Here is an 18,946-nt window from a genome sequence, read left to right as displayed (position 1 = left end):
GCGTGATCGAGCTGTTCAAGGCCCGCAACGTCCGGCTGATTCCGGTCCGGGGCACCACCATGGACTTCACCTCCGCCGACGGCCGGATGATGGCGGACATCATCTTTTCGATCGATGCGGGCGAGGCCGAACGCACGGCGGAGCGTGTCGCACGGGCAGCACAGCAGCGGGCAGAGCAGGGCCGCCACCACGGCGGACCCCGGGCGTACGGCTACGGGCCGATCGTCGGCACCGACCACGCCGGCAAGCCCGTACGGGACTTCTACGCCCTCGTGCCGGACGAGGCGGCGGTTATCCGCCGCATCGCGGCCGATGTGCTGGCAGGCATGCCGTTGGGGGCCATCGCACGCCAGCTCAACGCCGAAGGCGTGGCGACCGTGACCGGTCGCCGGTGGGACCCGACCACGGTCAAGGAGATGATGGTCAACCCGCGGCTGATCGGCATGCGTGGCTACCAGACCCGTGCCACCCGCCGCAGCACGGGCACCATCGCGGTCATGGGTGAGGCGCAGTGGCCTGCGATCCTGGACGTCGACACCTGGGAGCAGATCCGGGCGATCCTCACCGACGCCTCGCGGCGGACCAACACCAACGCGCAGAAGCTTCGGCGCATGCTGGCGGGGTTCGTCTACTGCGCCTCGTGCGGGCACAAGCTGACCGGGAACGGCGCGAACGGGAAGCGGCTGTACTGCCAGCGCCGCAACGGCCGCTGTGCGGCCAAGGTCCGGATCGGAGAAAGCTTCCTCGTCGAGTTGGTGAGCCTCGCCGTGCGCAAGCGTCTCGACGACCTGGTGCTCCAACCCGTCGCCACGGAAGACCCGGCCGCCGCTGAGCTGGCGACGTTGGAGGCCCGCAAGAGCGCGCTGGCGGACCGGTGGGCATCCGGGAAGATGGACGACGATGCCCACAAGGCCATCGTCCGCCAGATCCGTGAGGCCGAGGCCCGCAGGCACACCAGCGCGCGACGGCGCGCCACGCTGCCCGTGGACGGCGCCGCAGGCTGGGATGAGCTGGGAGACGACATCGCGGCCAAGCGGGTGATCCTCACCCAACTGATCGACGGCGTGATCATCGGCGGTGATGGAACCATCGAAGGCGATGAGGTGCAGCGCGTACGGATCGTGTGGCGCGACCTCAACGACCCCCGGTAGTCCCTCCCACCGAGCGAAGCCCCCGGCAGATGCCGGGGGCTTCGTCGTATCTGCCCGCATTGGCGCCTGAGAGCGACGCTGGCGCGTTGAATTGCTGGGGGCGCTGTGCCCCCCGGTGATTGCGGCGCGGGTAGAGGTAGCGGCTACGGGTAGCGGAGTCGTTGCCCGGGGCACTACCGGTCGGACCGGTCCTGACCTGCGACGCTGTGACGCTGGGCGGCATGCCAGCGATCAATGACCCGAATTTGCTAGTCAGGCATGGCTACCAGAGGGGCATGCAACCTGCACGGCGATCTTGTGTGCCGGGATGGGCGAGGTCACCGTCCCGTGTAGTGGGCCGTGTTGTCCAGGCGGGTGGTGAAGCCGTCCGCGGTGTCGCGGGTCAGCAGCAGAAGCGGCTCGACGGCGGTCAGGTCGGGGGTGTCTGTGATGCCGCCGACCTTGCGGGTGGCGGTGACGGCGATGAGGTCGCCGCCGGGGGCGAGGTCGTCGAGGTAGGCGGTGTTGCGCGGGCCGCGTTCGCCGTTCAGCAGGCACTTGGCGGCCCCCAGGACGCCGAGGGTCAGGCAGCCGCCGAGCAGGATCACGGTGGTGCCCTGGCTGAGGGTCAGGCGGGTGATGACGGTCAGATCCGCCACCAGTTCGCCCTCGGGTGCCCACAGCGGGGTCAAGCGGACCTGACCGTGGCCAGGAAAGGTGATGGCCGGGTCCGGCGGCGGGGTGAAGCGGTAGGGCAGGTGGGGGCCGAACTCGGCGAAGGCGGTGTTGCGCTCAGGGGCGCCGAGGACGATCAGGCTGTCGGGTTCGGCGTTGTAGTACTCGCCGGGGTGGAAGTCCCGGATGGTCGCGGCCGGGAAGTACTGGGCGAAGTGGACGCGGACGTAGAACAGGGCGTCGAGGTCGGCGAAGCCCGCATAGCGGGCGTACAGCGGCTCGCTCGGCCGCTGCCGGGCCGGGTCCGCGGCGGGGAGAGCGGAGCAGATCACGTCCACGCGGGAGGTGGCGGTGATACCGAAGAACCGGCTTGTCCCGTCGCCCGGGGCGGTCCCCGCGACGCTGGCGGGGGCGTCGCTGCCCGGCGGGGGCGGTCCGGCAAGGTAGGAGCCATCGGCAATGAGCAGTGCGAGGGTGTCCAGGGCCTGTCCAGCGTGGCGGCGTACGGTTTTGGCTGAGCAGCCCAGCACTCGGGCGAGGGATTCCTGCCGCTCGGTCAGGCTGGGCCAGGAGTGTTCACCGAGCAGGTTGAAATCCGCAGCGGCATAGCGGCGCTCGTGCGGGGTCAATGCGTCGATCGCTCTGCGCAGAGCTGCTACCAGGCGTGTCGTCTCGCTCACCGCGTTCGACAGTGGCGGGGTTCGGACGAGCAGCAGCGCGCGGAGCGGGTCGCTGAGCGCGGTGACCGCCCCAGGATGACCGAGAGCGGGCCCTTGGCGCAGCCGCAGCAGCTCAGCGCGGATGTCCTCCGGAGAGACCCGGGCGGGGGAAAACGCCATGTGTCCAAGGGTTGTCCAACGGCCTGGATCTGTCCGGATCTTGGGGTAACTGGCGGGATGTCGCCGCTGCATGACCCACGGGGACAGTGGTGGCTCCTCACCTCTGGAGGTGGCCATGTACGCCGCTGTCGGACCGGCGACGAACACCCTGGTACTCAATCCTGACGAACTCGGCCCCGACCCGGCGCCGGGTATGGATCTTGCGGCGACGCTGGGCATCGGGCATCTGGAGATCCGCTCGGCCGGGGGAGCCAATGCTGTGACCCTGCCCGTCGATCGACTACGGCGCATTCGCGCCCTGGCCGACGAACGCGGCCTGAAGGTGGCGGCGCTGGCCTCACCGCTGTGGAAATGGTGCCGACCCGAGGCTCGGCCCGGCCGGGTGGACACCTTCGGCTTCCCGACCCAGGTCCCGCCCGAGGAACGGCTGGGCTGGATCGAGCGGGCGTTGGAGGCCGCCGCCATCCTGGGGGCCCCGGTCGTGCGGATCTTCTCTCATCTGCGCGTCGACCCGGAGTTGACTGAGCGGATGTCCGGTGACCCGCTGCTGGCCAAGGCCCTGGACGCGGCGGATACGGCCGGGGTGAGGCTGCTGCTGGAGAACGAGCCGGTGTGCACCGTCGCCCACGCCGAGCCGCTGCTGGAGATCCTGGATCGGTATCACGGGCAGGGCCTGGGACTCTGGCTGGACGTGGCGAACCTCTACGAGGTCGGCCAGGCCACCGGCGACGTTGTCCGCGCCCTGGCCCCGTATGTGGCATACGTGCACGTCAAGGACTATCGGCCCGCTGACGGGGGCGGCCGGGTGTTCTGCCCTGCCGGCGAGGGCGTGGTGCCCTACGCCGAGGTGCTGCCACTGTTGCATGCGGCCCGCCCGGCGCTGCCTTACGGGCTGGAGACCCATGTGCGTGACACCCCCGCCGACGCGCTCGCGACCGGGGCCGCGTTCCTGCGGTCGGCCGTCCCGGGCGGCGTCGCGTGAAGCGGGTGCTGCTGGTCGGAGCCGGAGAAGTCGGAGCCAAGCACCTGACCGCCCTGGCTGGCGCGCCTGACCTGGCGGTCATCGGGGTCGCTGACCCCGGCCCACGCGTCGAACTACCGCTCGACGTCCCGCTTTTCGCCTCCTGGCGGGCGGCGCTGAGGGCCGTGACGCCGGATCTGGTGGTGGTAGCCTGCCCGCCGGGGACCGCGCTTGTCGCGGCTCGGGATGCCGCCCAAGCCGGGGCGATCGTTCTCATGGAAAAGCCCGGCACCGCCGACCCGGCTGCCTTGGCGTCCCGACCGGGTGACGGGCGGATCTTCGTAGCATTTCAGCCGCACTTCGCCCCCGGCCTTGATGTTCTGCTCGTCGAACGTCCGGCTGTCACCCGTGCCGAGGTGCTGCTGGCCGTGCGGCGGGACCCCAGCTACTTCCGCGGCTGGCGCCGCACCTACGCCGCCGCCGGTGGGGTTCTGCACCAGCAGGCCATCCACGGCCTGACTCTCGCTTTGCGGATGCTGCCCGGCGACATGGAGGCGGTCGACGCAGAGGTAGTGCATCGCCGGGGCCTGGCGGAGACGGAGGATCACGTCACCGCCACCATCACGCTGTCCGGTGGCGCCATGGTGCACATCGACGCCCGTGTCGACCACTCTGGGCCGCCGGCCCACGAACTCGTTCTCCACCTCACCGACGGACGCCGTCTTGAGGTACGCGGTCGCAACCTCGAAGCCGGACTCGGCGATCCAGCCGCCGCCCCCACGCACGAGAAGCTGCGGCGCGCGATGTACGCCGCGGTGCTGGACGCCACCGACGGGCGCCCAGCTCACCCCTGTCTGTTCCCGCTGACGGCGTTGCGGCGCCCACTGGAGGTGATCGACCGTGTCTACCGCGATGCCCGCGTTGTTCGCGCCGCGCACACCGCTGCCGCATGAGTTGCCCGTCGAGGTCGTCGAACGCAAAGGGATCGGCCACCCCGATACCCTCGCCGACGGTATCGCGGAACTCGCCTCCATCCGCTACAGCCGGCACTGCCTGGAGGTGGCGGGGGCGGTGCTGCATCACAACCTGGACAAGGTCGCTGTGCTCGGCGGCCGGGCCGCTTTCACCGATACCGACGGTGTCTACGACCGGCCGCTGCGGGTTGTCTTCGGTGGCCGGATCTCCACCAGCTTCGCGGGCCGTCCGCTGCCGGTGCGGGAGATCCTCCAACAGGCGGCCGTCGACCACCTGCATGCCGCCCTGCCGGGCTTCGACCGGGTAACGCTGGAGGTGAGACACGAGACGACCGACTCCTCCAAGTTCCCCCACTGGTTCGCCCCCCGCTCCCTGGACGATCTGCCCGAAAGGCCGATCGCGTTCTCCAACGACACCGCCTACCTCGTCGGATCGGCCCCACGGACAGCCACGGAGACCGTGGCGCTACTGGCCGAGGCGTGGTTCCGGCGTTTGCCGTGGGCGGGTAGCGACATCAAGGCCCTCGTCGTCCGAGACGGCGCGACCTGGACGGTGACGGTGTGCGTGCCCGCCCTGGCCGGGTATCTGGCCAGCTCCGCGGAATTCCACGACACGGTCACCGACGTGGCCGGCGAACTGACCGCGGTGCTTCAGGAGCATCTTCAGAGCCGGGCGACGGTGGTGTGCAACACCCGCGGCAGCCGCACCGGCCCCTTGTCGGGGCAGTACTTCACACTGTCGGGGTCGGCCGTCGACTACGGCGAGGACGGTTTGGTGGGCCGGGGCAACGCCCGCACTGGCGTGATCAGCGGCGCCCACCTGGCCGGGAACGAGGCGACGTTCGGGAAGAACCCGGCCTACCACGTCGGCAAGGTAGGCGGCTGGCTCGCCGATGAGGCCGCCCGCGCGGTGGCTGCCGAGTTCGGGCCGTGCCGCGTCGCGCTGCTGTGGCGCAACGGTGCCCCCTACGACGAGCCCGCCTCTGTCGAGATCATCGCCGGCAGGGGGGCGCCACCAGGAGAGGCCGAGGAACTAGTGCGGGCCACGCTGTCCCGGACGGACTGGATGGGCGAGCTGCTGTCCGGCCGGTACCTGCCCGCCCTCGCGCCGGTCGGGGAGCTGCTGGCCGAGCTGGAGCGGACCGTCAGATGAGCGCGCACCGTCTCGCCACCGGCCACGTCTGCGCCCACCTCACCCTGCCCGAGCACCTGGACATCACGGCCGCGCGGACCGCCGAGCGGGCACTGCCCGGCGGATGGACCCTGACCGCAACCCCCGCCACAGAGGCGGTGGACGTCGAAGTCACCACGGGGGCCGCGGCCGTCACCGTTGCGGGAGACACCGTGTGCCTTCGGCTGCCCCCGGCTGTGACCGCCTCGGACACATTGGCGTACGTTACCTACACCGCGACCGAGCGGGTCCGCCAGCAGCGACGCAAGGTTACGGTGCACGCCACCGCCCTGATCGCACCGGACGGGCGGGCGGTGCTGCTCCTCGGCGCGAACGGTGCGGGCAAGACGTCCACCGCGTTCGTGCTCGCGGCTCGGGGCTGGACCCATGCCGGCGACGACCTGGTTGTCCTCGGCGAGAGCGACGAGGGCGTGCTGGAGGTGTGGCCAGGCAAGTCCACCGCCGCCGTCCGTGACCCGAGCCGGCCACTCGCGCCGAAGCCCCAGCACGTGCTGGAGCCGCTCGCCACCGCGCCGGTCCCGCTGGGCCGGGTCGTACGCCTGGCTGTTCACCCGGTGCTGGTCCCGGCGTCGCTGACGCCCGCGTTGCCGCTGTCGGTGAACGAGCGGCTGCGGCTGCACGAGATGCTGGCCCGCTACATCTCCGGCCTGCCCACCCCCATCACCGGCGTTGCCGGGTTGCCGTACGGGCCGGTGTGGCCACTGGACACACCCACTCTGGCCCGTTGGCGCAGCCGCATGATCGCTGCCCTGGCCGACTGCCAGTTCGAGTACCTGTACGCGCCCAACCCCGAGACAGCCGCCGGCCTGCTGACCCAGGATGCCGAGACGAGGTGAACGCCGCCGTGATCCTGCCCAGCCGCAACGAGCCAGCCACCATCACCGCCGTCACCACCGCCGTCGACACCGCCCTCGGCGACACGTCCGCGGTCATCGTGCACGCCGACTCCTCCGACTCCCCGGACACCACCGCACGCTTCACCGCCACCAGCACCCGGGCCGTCAAGGTGCCACTGACCGACCTGGTACGGGGCAAGGGCGCCCAGATCCTGGCCGCCGTCCGCCGCCTGGACCTCACCGGCGCCGATACGGTGCTGATCGCCGATACCGATACCCGCAACCCGGACCCGGCCGCCTACGCCGCACTGCTGCAACGGGTGCGGGCCGGAGGTGCCGTCGCAATCGCCGACTACCCACGGCACTGGGACGAGGCCAACCTCACCAACCACCTTGCCCGCCCACTGATCGCCGCCACCACCGGTCACGACATTCCCCAACCGCTGGCCGGAGACCTCGCCCTCTCCCGCGACGCCCTCACCGCCGTCCTCCACGCGGTCGGAGCACTACCCCCGGCGGTCTCCGCGTGCGTGGACGGGTACGGCATCGACGCCTTCCTCCTGCTGACCGCCGCCCGGCTTGGGCCCATCGCCTCCGTACGGCTCGATACACCCAAGCAGCACGCCGGCTCCTTCCCCCACCTCCCCGCCATCTACCACCAAGCCGTCCCCGTCCTCCTACACCTGACCGCGACAGGCACCCCGCCTCCGATCCCACCGGACAGCGAACCGGCGCTCTACCGGACCGCCGACCGCGACATCGAGACCGCCCGCCTTCGGTCCATGCGCGCCACGCTGGACAGCTTCGGCCCCCACCCCGGCGGCTACGATGAACATCACTGGCCGCAGGCCACCGCAGATGCCTGGCACGCCGTCACCACCGGCACGCCGGCGCCCGACGCGGCCCGCCGGCTGTGGCCTCACTACCTGCGGCGCGTGATCGACTGGCTGACCAGCGGGCAGCACGCCGCCACCTGGCAGCGGGCCGAGGCGCTCGCCGTCGCCCACGCTCGCCTGCACACCGCTGTCCTCACCTTCCCAGGAGCCCGACAATGACCGCCGCCCCGACCTCCGGCTTCTCCGCCTTCGCCCTGGAGCCCTTTCCTGAACTCCAGCCGGGCGACGACCTCGCGAGCACCATCGCCGACGTCCTCACCCACACCGGCACCGAACTGCACGACGGGGACGTCATGGTCGTCGCCTCCAAGGCCGTGAGCACCGCGGAGAAGCGTTACGTCGACCTCGCCAGCGTCACCCCCAACGCGGAGGCCCTGGAACTGTCCGCGAAGACGGGTAAGCCCGCCGAGATCGCGCAACTGATCCTGGACGCCAGCGACAGCTACTTCCTGGCCACCGAGAAAGGCCCGATCATCGCCCGGCACACACTCGGCTACCAGCTCACCTCAGCCGGGATTGACCGTGCCGGCACCGACGGCGCATGGCTGCTACCGATAGACCCCGACGCCTCCGCCCGCGCTCTGCGCGACACCCTGCTCTCCTCCACCGGCGCAGACATTGCCGTGGTGATCGCGGACTCCGACGGCCGCGCCGACCGGCGCGGGGCCACCGTCATCTCGATCGGCGCGGCGGGCGTGGCGCCCCTACGCACGACCGGGCACGGCGGCAAGAAGCAGGAGGAGACCTTCACCGACCTCATCGCCGCAGCGGCCGGGATCATCCTCGGGCAGCGAGGCCGCGGGGCCCCCGTCGCGGTGCTGCGGGGCATCTCCTACTCGCGCAGCGACGAGGGCGTGGCGTCGATGCTCCATCACCGCCCGTGACCTTGCTGATCACGGGCGCGGCCGGGACCATAGGAACCCGACTGGCGGCCGATCTGGCTGCCCACGGTGTCCCACTGCGGCTGCTCGACCAGCGACTTCCCGTCGGCGGGCCGCCCGCGGGTGCCGAGTTCGTCCAAGCAGACCTGCGCGACCTGGACGCGGTCGAGAAAGCCACCACCGGGACATCCGCTGTCGTGCATCTTGCCGGGATCACCCAGGAGGGGCCGTTCGCCGAGATGGTGGAACACAACATCACCGGCACCCACCATGTCTTGGAGGCCGCCCGCCGCGGGCGGGTTCCGCGCGTGGTGCTGGCCAGCAGCCACCACGTCACCGGCCTGAATCCCATAGGCGCCCCCACCGCGCTGCTGGCCCCCGACAGCTTCTACGCCGTAACCAAGGTGACCGCCGAGGCCCTCGGTCACCTCTACGCTTACAAGACCACCATGCAGGTCGTGGCGATACGGATAGGCAGCTACCGCACCCGCCCCGACGAACCCCGCCACCAGGCGACCTGGCTGAGCCCCCGCGATGCCACCACCCTGCTCTACACCGCTGCCACCCGCCCCCTGACCTGCCCCTTCCTCGCCGTGTACGGCACCTCCAACAACAGCGAGTCGTGGTGGCCGCGCACCGGCTGGGACGTCCTCGACTACCAACCGGCCGACAGCGCCGACAAGCACTCCGAGCCTGGCCCGCTGACCGACCGCTTCATGGGCGGCGTCTTCGCCGAAGACGAACTCCCCACGGCGTAGGAGCGTGATGAAGCAGCTCACCGTGCCCGGTTGCCGATCGGCCAGATCCTGTCCTCGGTGCTGCGCCAAGCCGCGCCCTATCTATCTCCGAGACGGCCGCCGGCCGGCACGGCCTCAGTCGAACTCGCCCTTGCGCGCGCCGTCCAGGAACGCTGCCCATTCGGCCTCGGTGTAGCGCAGCGTTGGGCCGTCTGGGTCCTGCGAGTGACGGACAGCTCTGCCGCCGTCGGGCAGTTCGGCGACCTCGACGCATGCTCCCTTATCGTTGGACGCGGTCGCCTTCACCCAGGTCAGCCCGCCCGGAAGTTCGGTGTTCATCCCCTCACAGCTCCTTCATCACACTTGCGATCTTGTCGGCTGACGCCTCGGCCGACAGTGCCTTCGCCTGTAGCCGATCGAAGATCTCCCGGTAGTGCCTCACTTCGTGCGGTTTCTCGATGTAGAGGCTTCCGGTCGGGATCTCTATGTACACGACATCTGGGTCGTCTTCGTCGGTGAACCCCAGATACGTGAAAGGCGTACCGAGCGGGGGGTGCGCGCCGATGCTGTACGGCGTGATCTGGATCGTGACGTCGTCACGGCTGCCCACCTCCAGGAGATGGTCGAGCTGGGCCCGATGGACGTTCCGGCCACCGACTGGTCGCCGCAGCACGGCTTCGTCAAGGACGACGTCCACCTTCGGCGGGTTCGTGCCGAGCACCCTTGCCTGCCTGTCGGCCCGCAGGTCAAGACGCTTCGCCACCTCTTCCTCACCGGCAAGCCAGTCCGTACGGATGACGGCACTGGCGTAGTCCCGCGTCTGGAGGAGACCTGGCACGACTGCGGAGTGGTAGTCCTTGATCTCCGTGGTGTCGCCTTCCAACCCGATGTAGACCTGGAGCCACCGGGGCACGACATCACCGTACGGTCGCCACCAGCCTTGCTGGGTCGTGGTCTTCGCCAGTTCGAGGACGGCTTCGCGCGTCGCGTCGTCGGTGACGCGGTACAGAGCAAGAAGATCGTTCGCGTCCTTCAGCCTGACCGACACCGCGCCGTTCTCCTGGCGATAGATCGTCTGCACGGAGCAGCGGAGCACCTCCGACGCCCGTTCCACGGACACGTTGGCCGCCTCACGCAACCGGCGTAGCTCTCGACCGAGCCGGCGGCTGCGGACGGTAGTTCCCGACGCTTGACGCGCCAACGCTTCCTCCTGCCTGGAACGTCTGACTGGCCTTCCCCCTGGGCGAGTCTCCCACCCCTCATCCTCCAACGTCGGGTAGGACCACACCACCACAACTACAGTACAGATGCACTTGCATCTAAAACCGTCAGGCTCCATCATTACCCAGCGGGCACGCTCCCATCAGCACTCCGTCACCCCCACTCGGCGGGATGGAGGCAGCCGGGTGCGCCCCGTCACGATCAGCTCCCGGCCCTCACGGCGCGCCGCCCCCGAGTGCCGGGAGCCGATCCCCCACCTCCACTGGCAACGGCATGGCAGGGAGAGCGTGATGGACGACTCGGGAGAGACCAGGCAGGAGCCTGTCAAGGCAGACCGAGGGGAGAGGGCTATAGCTGACCGCCGGTTCGTAGTGTGGGACGCGGACGGACGGCCGCTCGAAGCGTTCGCCGACTTCGACACCGCCCACCAGTGGGCGCACGGGCGCATGCGGCAGGCACATACCCGTCTTCCCCTGACCGTTGACGATCGTGTCGCGAAGGTCAGCCGCCGCCTGTCGCACGCGCGCTGCGAGCTGGTGGCGTGGGCTGAGTTCGCCGTCCTGCCCGGCTGCGACCTGCCGTCACTCCACACGCCATCGGCGGCGGCACCGGACAGTACACCCGCACATGAACGTCACGATCACCGGCATCCGTGCTCTCAGCCGTACGTTGGCCGCAACCCGAGGGGTTCGGTATGACTGCGACCGACCCGTCGTCTGTGATTCGGGTGGCCGTGGCGCACTTCCCGCCGACCGCCGCCGCCGTATCCGAGGTGCGTACGAGCACCGCCCGTACGCTGCTCGGGTGGTCGGTGGACCCGGCCGCCGTGGACGTCTGCGAAGTCGTTGTCTGCGAACTGGCCTCGAACGCGGTCAAGGCGAGCCGTCCGCGTGATCTTGTGGCCATACGGCTCACCGCGACCAGCGGGAATGTCCTAGTCGAAGTGTGGGACGGCAGCGCCGCGGGTCCCCGGCTCACGAGCCCGGACGTGTTCAGCGAGGACGGGCGCGGCCTGCTCATGGTCGACGCGCTGTGCACCCAATGGTCCTGGTATCGGGTCAGATCCGGCGGAAAGGTCGTCTGGGGACAGATCCCCGGCGGGCTGCGACCCCAGATGCAGGCGACGGACGTAGGTGCGGCGCTGCCGGCACGGACTCCCCTTGCGGGGCCGGAGCCGGTGGCACCGGTCGTCTACCGCACCGATCCGCCGACGTTACGGCGGGTCGCGGACGCGCTGCGCGGCCTCGACGACTGGCACCGGCCGTCCCCCGGTCCCGCCGGTACGAAAGATCGGACGGCGACCGGTTCCCGTCACGGCCAGGCCCGACCGGAAGCCGTACGCCGATGACCGGCCGCCCTACCGTGCCCGAGCATCTGCGCCCCGTGGTGCTGCTCGCCAGGATGCGCGACCTGGCGCCCGCCGACCAGGTGACGCGAGTGCTCGGCCTGTTCGTCCCCCCGATCGATCCGGCCTCCCCCAGATGGGCCGCGCTGTGCACCGCCCTGGACACCTACGACCGCGCCACACAGGCCGGAACCGTCGACCTCACCGCGTTGCGTCGTCAGGTCGACGCGGCAGCCTCGGCCGTTCTCGGTCTCGCCGGTGCCCGCCCCGCACAGCGCACCCCCAGCCGGCACAAAGGAGTACCCGTGACGCTTGCCAGCCTCCACCACTCCGTAGCCAGGGACACGGGACAGACCAACCCCCGTCCGCCCGCCACCGCGCCGGGACCGGCGGAACCGGTCGCGGCGTTCGTCGCCAGGCAGGCACCGCGCCTGTTCGCGCTCGTCGACGACAGCGAGGATGTCCAGATCCTCGCGTGGGGACTCGCCTCCCGCGACCATGTCAATCTCGTGAGCCCCGACGGCAACCTGTGGGGGACCTTCGCTGACGTCGACCATGCCCGCGCGATGTACGCGCATGTGGTCACATCCGTCGAGATCGTCTGGTGTGTCCCCGGCCGCCACGAGTGACAGCCGGGACCACACGGGCCACGCCCGCCGACCCCAGCCGCCGGGTAACCCCGATCAGGCCCCGGTCGCTGGGCATCGACGCCCCCCACGCCCCATGACCGATACGCACCGTTCGGCCGGAATTGTGCGGCTTCCTGTCCGTCCGCCCACCGGGCCCCCCACCGGCCCGCCCACTGGACCACCCGTAAAGATGGGCGGGTCTGCAATACCGCGCTGGCGCAGGTCGCAGCACCTTTCGCACCCACCCAAGCACTCCGCGACTTAAATACCCAACGGGTACTGTTGAAAAGTATAAGCGTGGACCGCGGGCGCGTAATGTGGCACCTTCCGCGCCGTTCCCCGATGACAGGACAGCTCGTGTGCCTTACCGGCCGAGCGACACCATAGGCGTCGACGTCGCTGAACGTGACGTCCGGCGCAGACGCCAGCAGACCCAGAGGGAACCCCTACACCAAGTGATCTCAGTCACATATCCATGCCTGCTTTGTGTGGGAATGTTCCGAATTGCGGCTTGTCCCAACCGATGCCCTGTCCGCGGGCCTGACGGGGGCCCTAACCGTGTACCTGCTTAGTGGGTACACCTGAGACGGTGCATCGGTGCAGCTCAGCGGGCATCTGGCACGTACCCGAGTGGGCCAAGAGCTCAGCGGGCATCTGGCACGTACCCGAGTGGGCCAAGACTCAGTGCCGTTCCTGGCATCCTATTAAATCTTGGTCACCGGTGGGTTTGATCGGCGAAACGTGCACGCTTGGCGAAAGCGGATAGTGCGGTTAACTTTTATTCACCGCATTCCCGCCGCCTGTGCTGTGAGGTGCCGTGGTCGATCCGTCCCGCCTTCCCCGTCCCGCCGACACAGACTCGTACGACGGTCCCCCGACCGCGGACAAGCCACCGCGGACTGGCACAGCGGACCCGGGCAGGGACAGCGCCACCGCGGCGCGGGACGGCGACGGACCGACACCCCTCTCTCCAGCCGACGCACAGGATGCCCGCGACGCAGAAGCGGACCGTACCGACCCCGGGCCGGTAGCGCGCTGGCTCGCCGAGACGCTCGCCGAGGCCCCGCCGGTCCCACCCGCCGCCGCCGCGCTCATCGCGGGCGTGCTCGTCCGCCGACCACCCGCCGCCTAAACCAAGCCAGGGAACCACCGTGGTCTACGAGGCCACCGCACCACCGCGCACCCGCCGTTGCCCGCCGCTGTCCCCGGCGTCTGCGGGGGCCGATGAGGTAGCGGGGGGTCCGCTACCAGGTAGCGGCTGCGCGTACCTTCCCGGCCCGCCCGCACCGGCCGTGAGCTGGGCTTTCGATGGAAGTAGCGGGTAGCGGGCGCCCAGGACGGGCGCCGCGAAACGGGCCTGCGGCAGGGATGGCCCCCCGCTGCCTGCGCTACCGCTACTTCCTTCCAGGACTGCCCGACAGCCCAGCGGGTCCCGACGGCCGGGATCAGCACGGACCCGCGCTGCACCGGCCAGCATTCCGCTGTTGTAGCCGTTTGCCTTCGTTTGCCTGTGTTTACAGGAACTCTCGGGGTGATCGAATCGTTGTATTAGGTGTAGGGCCCGTTTTGCCCTGCCCCGCTCCACCCTCCGGCCGACCGGCCCATCCGGCCCGGCCGGATGTTCGTGTTGGAGGCTGTTTGCGCCGTTCGCCCGCATCCGCTCCCACCACCCCGCCGCCCACCGCCAGCGGGCCGCCCGCGTTACCCGAACCGGCCGAGCCCACCCCGCCAGACCACGACCAACCCGAGAACCCCGAGGATGCGCACGCACACGCCACGTCCCACGGCGATGACGCCGAGGCGTTGGCACGCTGGCTGACCGAGACCCTCGCCGAGGCCCCACCCGTCCCGAAAGCGGCCACCACTCTCATCGCGGGCGTACTTGTCCGACGGCCACCCCCACCCCGCCTCCCAGGTAGGAAGCGCCGCCGTCCACGTACCAGCGCATAGATAGCAAGACGGCCACCCCCGGGTTGCATGTGCAATCCGGGGGTGGTACCGATCGTATCGGCGTAGATTCGGGCGTCTCACCAGCATCTTTAGGTAGCCGGGCCCGGCCTTTGGTCCGTACCCGAGTTGCACACGTCGCGCGGCTCGGACGCAGTGCGCCGGCCACCGCACTGCCAGAGCCTCGTCGACGAGGCGGAACAGCACCGGCGCGTGGCGCGGCAGCGCGGCGGTCACCGCTCGGGCGACCTTCTCGAGCGGACGGGCATGACCCCACAGCAACGCCCGCAGGAACGTCCCGACGCGTCGGCAGGGACGGCGCATCCGTCCCGACGACGCGCTACCGCCCCGTCCGAGCGGGCTACGCTGGCACCATGACAACCGCGCCGCATGTGGCCGATGTGCACCGGATGGTGGATCGGCTTGCGCCTACCCAGGTGGAGGCGCTCTATGTGATCTTGGGTGGCATGCTCGGCTCGCGTCCGGCCACGGAGTCAGCACGGCAGGTTGACGACAGCGCAGCCACACCGGGGCGCCGCTTGTCGTTCATCGGGATCATGGATGGTGAACGCGATCTGGCTGAACGTTCATCTCGAATCCTTCACGAGGAGCTAGGCGAGCCAGACCGGTGATAGTTATCGACACCGGTGTACTCGTCGCTGCCATCAACAAGCGGGACAAGTTCCATGAATCGTGTGCCCACCTCCTCGTGGCGGCCGCCGAGCCCCTGGTAGTTCCCGCGATGGTCATCACCGAGGTTTGTTACCTGCTTGCGCGCCGGGGGCACGGAACGCCGCAACTGGCCGCCACGTTCTTGGAGTCACTGGCGGCCGGAGAGCTTGACGTGGAGGCGCCGACAGCCGCGGACCTCGACCGCGCTGCCCAACTGGTGCGGCGCTATGCCGATCTTCCGCTCGACGCAGTCGACGCCGCGGTAGTCGCTACAGCGGAACGCCTGGGCACACCCAAGGTCGCGACGGTCGACCGCAAGGACTTCCAGATCGTCGTTCCCAGCCACTGCGGCGCCTTTGAGCTTCTGCCTACGACCCTCGGCTGACTTCCACGCACCAGGACGAAGCGATCTCCACTGGCACGCATAAGAGCGCTAGGACCGGATGCCGGACGCCATGTGCAGCCCAGGGGTGGTACCCATCGTGTTGGTGCACGCCCGAGCACTGCTCGCCAGTACCCCCGAGGGCCGGGCCGCCTATCTCGACGCCGACTTCCGCAACCCGGAGGGGATCCTGGAGCCCGAGCAACTGCGGGAAACTCTCGACCTGGGCCGGCCTATGGCGGTCAGTCTGATCGCGATCGTGCAGTTCATCACTGATGACGCGATCGTTCAGGATATCATCGACCGGCTCATGCGCCCGCTGCCGGCGGGGAGCATCCTGGCGCTGTCGACCGCCACGGCCGACAGCGCGCCCGAGGAAGCTCGCGCCGGGGAGGCCGCATACAACGCCAACGGCATTCCGCTGATCGCGCGCGATAAAAGCACGGTCGAGCGTTTCTTTGACGGGCTGGAACTGCTTGACCCCGGAGTAGTGCTCGTCCACCACTGGCATCCCGACGAGGAGGCGGCTGCGCTGGACGATGCCCACGTGTACATGTATGGCGGAATCGCCCGGAAACCGTAGCCCGCGCGCCTCGCCGTCCATGACACTGTGGATATGCGAGATCTCGCCCGGCCGGTAGGTGGTCAGCCGCCAGGGCGCGCCTGCGCGTTTTGTTGTCCTCGGCGGCCTTCCCTGCCTGTGCAGGACAGGGCAACGCCGCCGCCCGTTACGACGGCGCGCCCTGTCCATGGATGTGGGTTATGCGATGGTTGCGCGGATGGGTTCGCGGTCGGTCAGGCCAACTCCGCCGCGGGGGGCGTCGGCCTCCCCCTTCATCTGGCGGAAGATCGAGTCGTTGTCCCAGTACGCGCGTTCGGCGATGAGCTTGCCGGGGTTGTCGTCGCTGAAGAGGTAGAGTGCGGCGATTTCGAAGCGAACCACATGGTTCTGTGGAGTGATACCGGCGAACTCGCTCCGATGCGTTCCGGTGACAGTCACCTCTCGCCAGGAATAGCCGGGGAGGTCGTATTCTCCGGTGACGGTGATGACGAAGTCTGGTAAGGCGACAGTGAGCGCCTCGTAGAAGTCTTGCACGCCCCGGATGCCTTCGTAATGGGTGCTCATGGGGACGACATCGTAGAAGGAACGCTCGTCACGCACGAAGGTGTCGTAGACCTTCTCCCACTCCTTGGCGTTCTCCTGGCGAATGTGCTCCTCGATGGTCGCACGTTGCAGAGCAATCCGCTCCTCGACGGTAATAGTGATCATGGTATTGATTTCCTTTCTGATTGGTGTTTACTTTTCCATCTTGGTTTCTAACGGCCGTCCGTCTCCAGTGCGAAGAAGACCCACGAAGAAGACCATGAAGACGGCCACGAAGACGTCCTGAGTGAAAGCGTCGACCGGGTGCGGGCAGGTGCGGAACCGGTCGAATAAATGCCGTTCTTCAGAATGCGGACCCGCGTTCACCGGTGGGCCCTTATCTTCGCCCAGCTTCGGTACGGCACGGCGTCCGTCACCATGCCGAATAATCGGGTGGATGCTGCGGTCAGCGCACGGCAGCAGTGGCAGATGAAAGGGTGCCGACGAACTCGGTGAGTTCGGTGTCGAAGCGTGTGGGGTTCTCCACGAACGGTATGTGCCCCACGCCGGGGTACGCGGTCACGGTCGCCGCGGCAATGATGGTGTCCAACTCGGCGAAGGCGGCCGGGATGATGACGGTGTCGTCGCTGCCGTAGATGATCCGGGTGGGGATGGTCAGTTCGGCGAGCACCTCATCGCCGTCGTCGACGCGCCCGAGGATCGCGGCCCGTACCCGCGGCGGTACCGCGAGGACGGCGCCGAGCAGTCGTTCGCGGGTGGCCTGATCCCAGTCCCCGGCGCGCAGTAGATCGACGAACGCGCCCGCAGCGGGAACCGCCTCGCCGAGGTCGGTCGAGGTCAGTCCACCGGCTGTCGCGAGAAAGTCCGGTCCCAACAGCGCCAGGGCGTCCGCGCTACCGATCTTGCGCAACGGGGACACCAACACCAGTCCGGACAGACCGGACTGTCCGTAGGTGCGTAGAAAGTCGGTAGCCACCAGACCGCCGTAGGACCACGCCACCAGAACCACCGGCCCCGGTCCGGCGAGCGAGATAACCGCCGCGAGGTCCTCGGCCCACGTGCGGCTGAGCGCGTAGGTGTCGTCCTCGGGTACATCCGAGCGGCCATGCCCACGAAGGTCGGGCGCCAGGATGCGGAACGAATTCTGGATCCGCGCAACGAGCGGGTCCCACACGCCCGCGTTCAGCGACAGGCCGTGGACCAGCACGACGGTGGGCGCCTTTTCCGGGCTGTGCTCGAGGACTCGTAGTCGTGCCCCCGCGGCCCCGGTAACGATATGCTCTTTCATGGATTTCACCTTGGACTAGAATGTGACCGGCACCACTACAATGATTGTCGTGAAGGTCCGCCTCAATGCCACTTAGGTGGCATTGAAAATCTTGGCGGCGAGTGATATGGTGATTCGTTCGGAAGTGGCGTCTCTCCGGGTGGGTAACGTCGCGCTGGACGCATGTTTGCTGGAGGCCATCGTGGAGCTGGAAGCTGCGGACTACCGCCGCACTCTCGCGGTGATCAACGACTGTGTCGGTGCGACCGAGTCACCGTCCTTCCGTAGCGTCGTCCTCGACGCGTTCTCGGCGCACCTTGGCTACGAGCACCTCACCTTCTCCCTCGGCCGCCACCCGTCATTGCAGCTGGAATTGAGCGAGCCCCGCACTCGTGGCATCCTTCCCGAGCTCATGGCACGCTACCTGGACAGGTATGCCGGTCGAGATGTCTTCGCGCACAAGTTCGCTCGTCAACTGATGCAGGAATACGGCCAGGCCGTGCTCCCGCAACTGGCAGAGATGGCCCTCGGCAACGACAGATGCGGAGAATTCCTCGAGGATTTCTTGCCGCAAAACGACATCAGCGACAAGATCCTCGTCTGGCTGGATACCTCGCTGCCCGTTCACGGTTACATCGGAGTCGTTGCGACGGGCGGGCGCACCTTCGATCGCAGAGATCACGAACTCCTGCGGGGACTTCGGCCGACGTTGTCGTACCTGCTGCGCAGCCATCTCGAACATCAGGTCGCGCCGGCGGGAATAGTCTTGTCGATCCGCGAGCACGAAATCGCCCGCTACGTTGCCGATGGATGGCCCAACAGATTGATCGCTCGGGAGCTCGGGATCTCGGAGTGGACCGTCAAACGTCACATCACCCATGTGCTCGCCAAGTGCGGCGTGCGGTCACGCACCGAGCTGGCCATCATGTGGCAGTCCGGCAGACGCGGAACCGACGCCGCGGAGCTCCTCTGACCGATCTGACCAGATATCGGAAGCCCAGGTCATGCTTGCGGGCGCCCTCATTCGCCCCTCATAACCGGCTCTGCGCACTACGTCTGAAGCCGTGTTCGGCGTCTGACGTTTCGTAACCTCACGGTTGTGACGGAACGTGACGGCGAGGGTGTCCGGAAACGGTGACGCNCCCGCCCCTGGCAAGATCATGACTGTTGAGGAAATGATCGCCGGGGAAACGGGTGCGTCGTGGTCGAGGGTACGTCGTTGGGTGTGGACGTCGCGTGGATGGTCGGGTTGCCGGG

At 68.6% G+C, this 18,946-nt stretch carries 20 protein-coding genes; 15 read left to right on the top strand and 5 right to left on the bottom strand.

All coding sequences use genetic code 11. The annotated features are described in order from the left end of the window. A partial coding sequence (locus tag BMG523DRAFT_RS19250; RefSeq protein ID WP_083494880.1) for a recombinase family protein occupies positions 1 to 1,151 on the top strand: 1,151 nt, incomplete at its 5' end. A gap of 317 nt (positions 1,152 to 1,468) precedes the next feature. Here the strand turns inward: BMG523DRAFT_RS19250 and BMG523DRAFT_RS19245 are convergent. Next, positions 1,469 to 2,644 (bottom strand): hypothetical protein, encoded by a 1,176-nt coding sequence (locus BMG523DRAFT_RS19245; protein WP_043591855.1) that lies wholly within the window; start codon positions 2,642 to 2,644, stop codon positions 1,469 to 1,471. 115 nt (positions 2,645 to 2,759) lie between these two features. Between BMG523DRAFT_RS19245 and BMG523DRAFT_RS19240 the strand changes: the two genes are divergently transcribed. From BMG523DRAFT_RS19240 to BMG523DRAFT_RS19210, 7 genes are read left to right on the top strand one after another with little or no spacing between them, the layout of a single operon-like run. Continuing rightward, positions 2,760 to 3,626, top strand: coding sequence for a sugar phosphate isomerase/epimerase (locus tag BMG523DRAFT_RS19240; protein WP_035913239.1), 867 nt, complete (start codon positions 2,760 to 2,762; stop codon positions 3,624 to 3,626). Beyond that, positions 3,623 to 4,558, top strand: a complete 936-nt coding sequence (locus BMG523DRAFT_RS19235) for a Gfo/Idh/MocA family protein (RefSeq protein ID WP_043591854.1) — start codon at positions 3,623 to 3,625, stop codon at positions 4,556 to 4,558. The genes BMG523DRAFT_RS19240 and BMG523DRAFT_RS19235 overlap by 4 nt, the downstream gene beginning before the upstream one ends. Next, positions 4,518 to 5,732: a methionine adenosyltransferase gene (locus BMG523DRAFT_RS19230; RefSeq protein WP_035913222.1), complete on the top strand. Its 1,215-nt coding sequence runs from the start codon at positions 4,518 to 4,520 to the stop codon at positions 5,730 to 5,732. The genes BMG523DRAFT_RS19235 and BMG523DRAFT_RS19230 overlap by 41 nt, the downstream gene beginning before the upstream one ends. Next, positions 5,729 to 6,607 carry a hypothetical protein gene (locus BMG523DRAFT_RS19225; protein WP_043591852.1) on the top strand — a complete coding sequence of 293 codons (879 nt, stop codon included), beginning with the start codon at positions 5,729 to 5,731 and terminating at the stop codon, positions 6,605 to 6,607. The genes BMG523DRAFT_RS19230 and BMG523DRAFT_RS19225 overlap by 4 nt, the downstream gene beginning before the upstream one ends. Then, positions 6,604 to 7,662, top strand: coding sequence for a hypothetical protein (locus tag BMG523DRAFT_RS19220; RefSeq protein ID WP_043591850.1), 1,059 nt, complete (start codon positions 6,604 to 6,606; stop codon positions 7,660 to 7,662). The genes BMG523DRAFT_RS19225 and BMG523DRAFT_RS19220 overlap by 4 nt, the downstream gene beginning before the upstream one ends. Beyond that, a complete protein-coding gene (locus BMG523DRAFT_RS19215) occupies positions 7,659 to 8,387 on the top strand; it encodes a coenzyme F420-0:L-glutamate ligase (RefSeq protein ID WP_035913230.1) in 729 nt (242 codons plus the stop codon). The genes BMG523DRAFT_RS19220 and BMG523DRAFT_RS19215 overlap by 4 nt, the downstream gene beginning before the upstream one ends. Beyond that, positions 8,384 to 9,142 carry an NAD(P)-dependent oxidoreductase gene (locus BMG523DRAFT_RS19210; RefSeq protein WP_043591848.1) on the top strand — a complete coding sequence of 253 codons (759 nt, stop codon included), beginning with the start codon at positions 8,384 to 8,386 and terminating at the stop codon, positions 9,140 to 9,142. The genes BMG523DRAFT_RS19215 and BMG523DRAFT_RS19210 overlap by 4 nt, the downstream gene beginning before the upstream one ends. Positions 9,143 to 9,256: 114 nt before the next feature. Here BMG523DRAFT_RS19210 and BMG523DRAFT_RS19205 read toward each other — a convergent pair whose 3' ends face one another. Both BMG523DRAFT_RS19205 and BMG523DRAFT_RS19200 read right to left on the bottom strand, forming a co-directional pair. Beyond that, entirely contained in the window at positions 9,257 to 9,460 is a 204-nt protein-coding gene (locus BMG523DRAFT_RS19205) for a DUF397 domain-containing protein (RefSeq protein WP_035913234.1), read from the bottom strand. A 4-nt stretch (positions 9,461 to 9,464) separates the two neighbouring features. After that, the gene (locus BMG523DRAFT_RS19200; RefSeq protein WP_035913236.1) at positions 9,465 to 10,322 is read right to left on the bottom strand and encodes a DUF5753 domain-containing protein; all 858 of its coding nucleotides are present in this window, start codon (positions 10,320 to 10,322) and stop codon (positions 9,465 to 9,467) included. Positions 10,323 to 11,036: 714 nt separating this feature from the next. Here BMG523DRAFT_RS19200 and BMG523DRAFT_RS19190 point away from each other — a divergent pair. From BMG523DRAFT_RS19190 to BMG523DRAFT_RS19165, 6 genes are all read left to right on the top strand, one after another. Next, the gene (locus BMG523DRAFT_RS19190; RefSeq protein WP_083494879.1) at positions 11,037 to 11,690 is read left to right on the top strand and encodes an ATP-binding protein; all 654 of its coding nucleotides are present in this window, start codon (positions 11,037 to 11,039) and stop codon (positions 11,688 to 11,690) included. After that, positions 11,687 to 12,316 (top strand): hypothetical protein, encoded by a 630-nt coding sequence (locus tag BMG523DRAFT_RS24800; protein ID WP_133056875.1) that lies wholly within the window; start codon positions 11,687 to 11,689, stop codon positions 12,314 to 12,316. The genes BMG523DRAFT_RS19190 and BMG523DRAFT_RS24800 overlap by 4 nt, the downstream gene beginning before the upstream one ends. Before the next feature lie 817 nt (positions 12,317 to 13,133). Continuing rightward, the gene (locus tag BMG523DRAFT_RS19180) at positions 13,134 to 13,448 is read left to right on the top strand and encodes a hypothetical protein (RefSeq protein ID WP_043591843.1); all 315 of its coding nucleotides are present in this window, start codon (positions 13,134 to 13,136) and stop codon (positions 13,446 to 13,448) included. 1,189 nt (positions 13,449 to 14,637) lie between these two features. After that, positions 14,638 to 14,895, top strand: a complete 258-nt coding sequence (locus tag BMG523DRAFT_RS19175) for a hypothetical protein (RefSeq protein WP_134351741.1) — start codon at positions 14,638 to 14,640, stop codon at positions 14,893 to 14,895. Then, a complete protein-coding gene (locus BMG523DRAFT_RS19170) occupies positions 14,892 to 15,320 on the top strand; it encodes a type II toxin-antitoxin system VapC family toxin (RefSeq protein ID WP_011438401.1) in 429 nt (142 codons plus the stop codon). Before BMG523DRAFT_RS19175 ends, BMG523DRAFT_RS19170 begins: the two co-directional genes overlap by 4 nt. Before the next feature lie 58 nt (positions 15,321 to 15,378). Then, on the top strand, positions 15,379 to 15,900 hold the full coding sequence (locus BMG523DRAFT_RS19165; RefSeq protein ID WP_011438400.1) for an SAM-dependent methyltransferase: 522 nt from the start codon (positions 15,379 to 15,381) through the stop codon (positions 15,898 to 15,900). 177 nt (positions 15,901 to 16,077) lie between these two features. Here the strand turns inward: BMG523DRAFT_RS19165 and BMG523DRAFT_RS19160 are convergent, their stop codons facing one another. Both BMG523DRAFT_RS19160 and BMG523DRAFT_RS19155 read right to left on the bottom strand, forming a co-directional pair. Next, a complete protein-coding gene (locus BMG523DRAFT_RS19160) occupies positions 16,078 to 16,587 on the bottom strand; it encodes an ester cyclase (protein WP_023840033.1) in 510 nt (169 codons plus the stop codon). Positions 16,588 to 16,867: 280 nt separating this feature from the next. Further along, complete coding sequence (locus BMG523DRAFT_RS19155) at positions 16,868 to 17,710, bottom strand: alpha/beta fold hydrolase (protein ID WP_011438398.1); 843 nt, start codon at positions 17,708 to 17,710, stop codon at positions 16,868 to 16,870. A 76-nt stretch (positions 17,711 to 17,786) separates the two neighbouring features. On the opposite strand from BMG523DRAFT_RS19155, the gene BMG523DRAFT_RS19150 reads away from it, so the two are divergent. After that, a complete protein-coding gene (locus BMG523DRAFT_RS19150; protein ID WP_152987875.1) occupies positions 17,787 to 18,662 on the top strand; it encodes a helix-turn-helix transcriptional regulator in 876 nt (291 codons plus the stop codon). The last annotated feature ends 284 nt before the right edge of the window (positions 18,663 to 18,946 follow it).

Source organism: Frankia sp. BMG5.23 (assembly GCF_000685765.2).
In the GTDB taxonomy this organism is placed as follows: Bacteria; Actinomycetota; Actinomycetes; order Frankiales; family Frankiaceae; genus Frankia; species Frankia casuarinae.
This window is presented reverse-complemented; position numbering and strand designations above follow the sequence as displayed.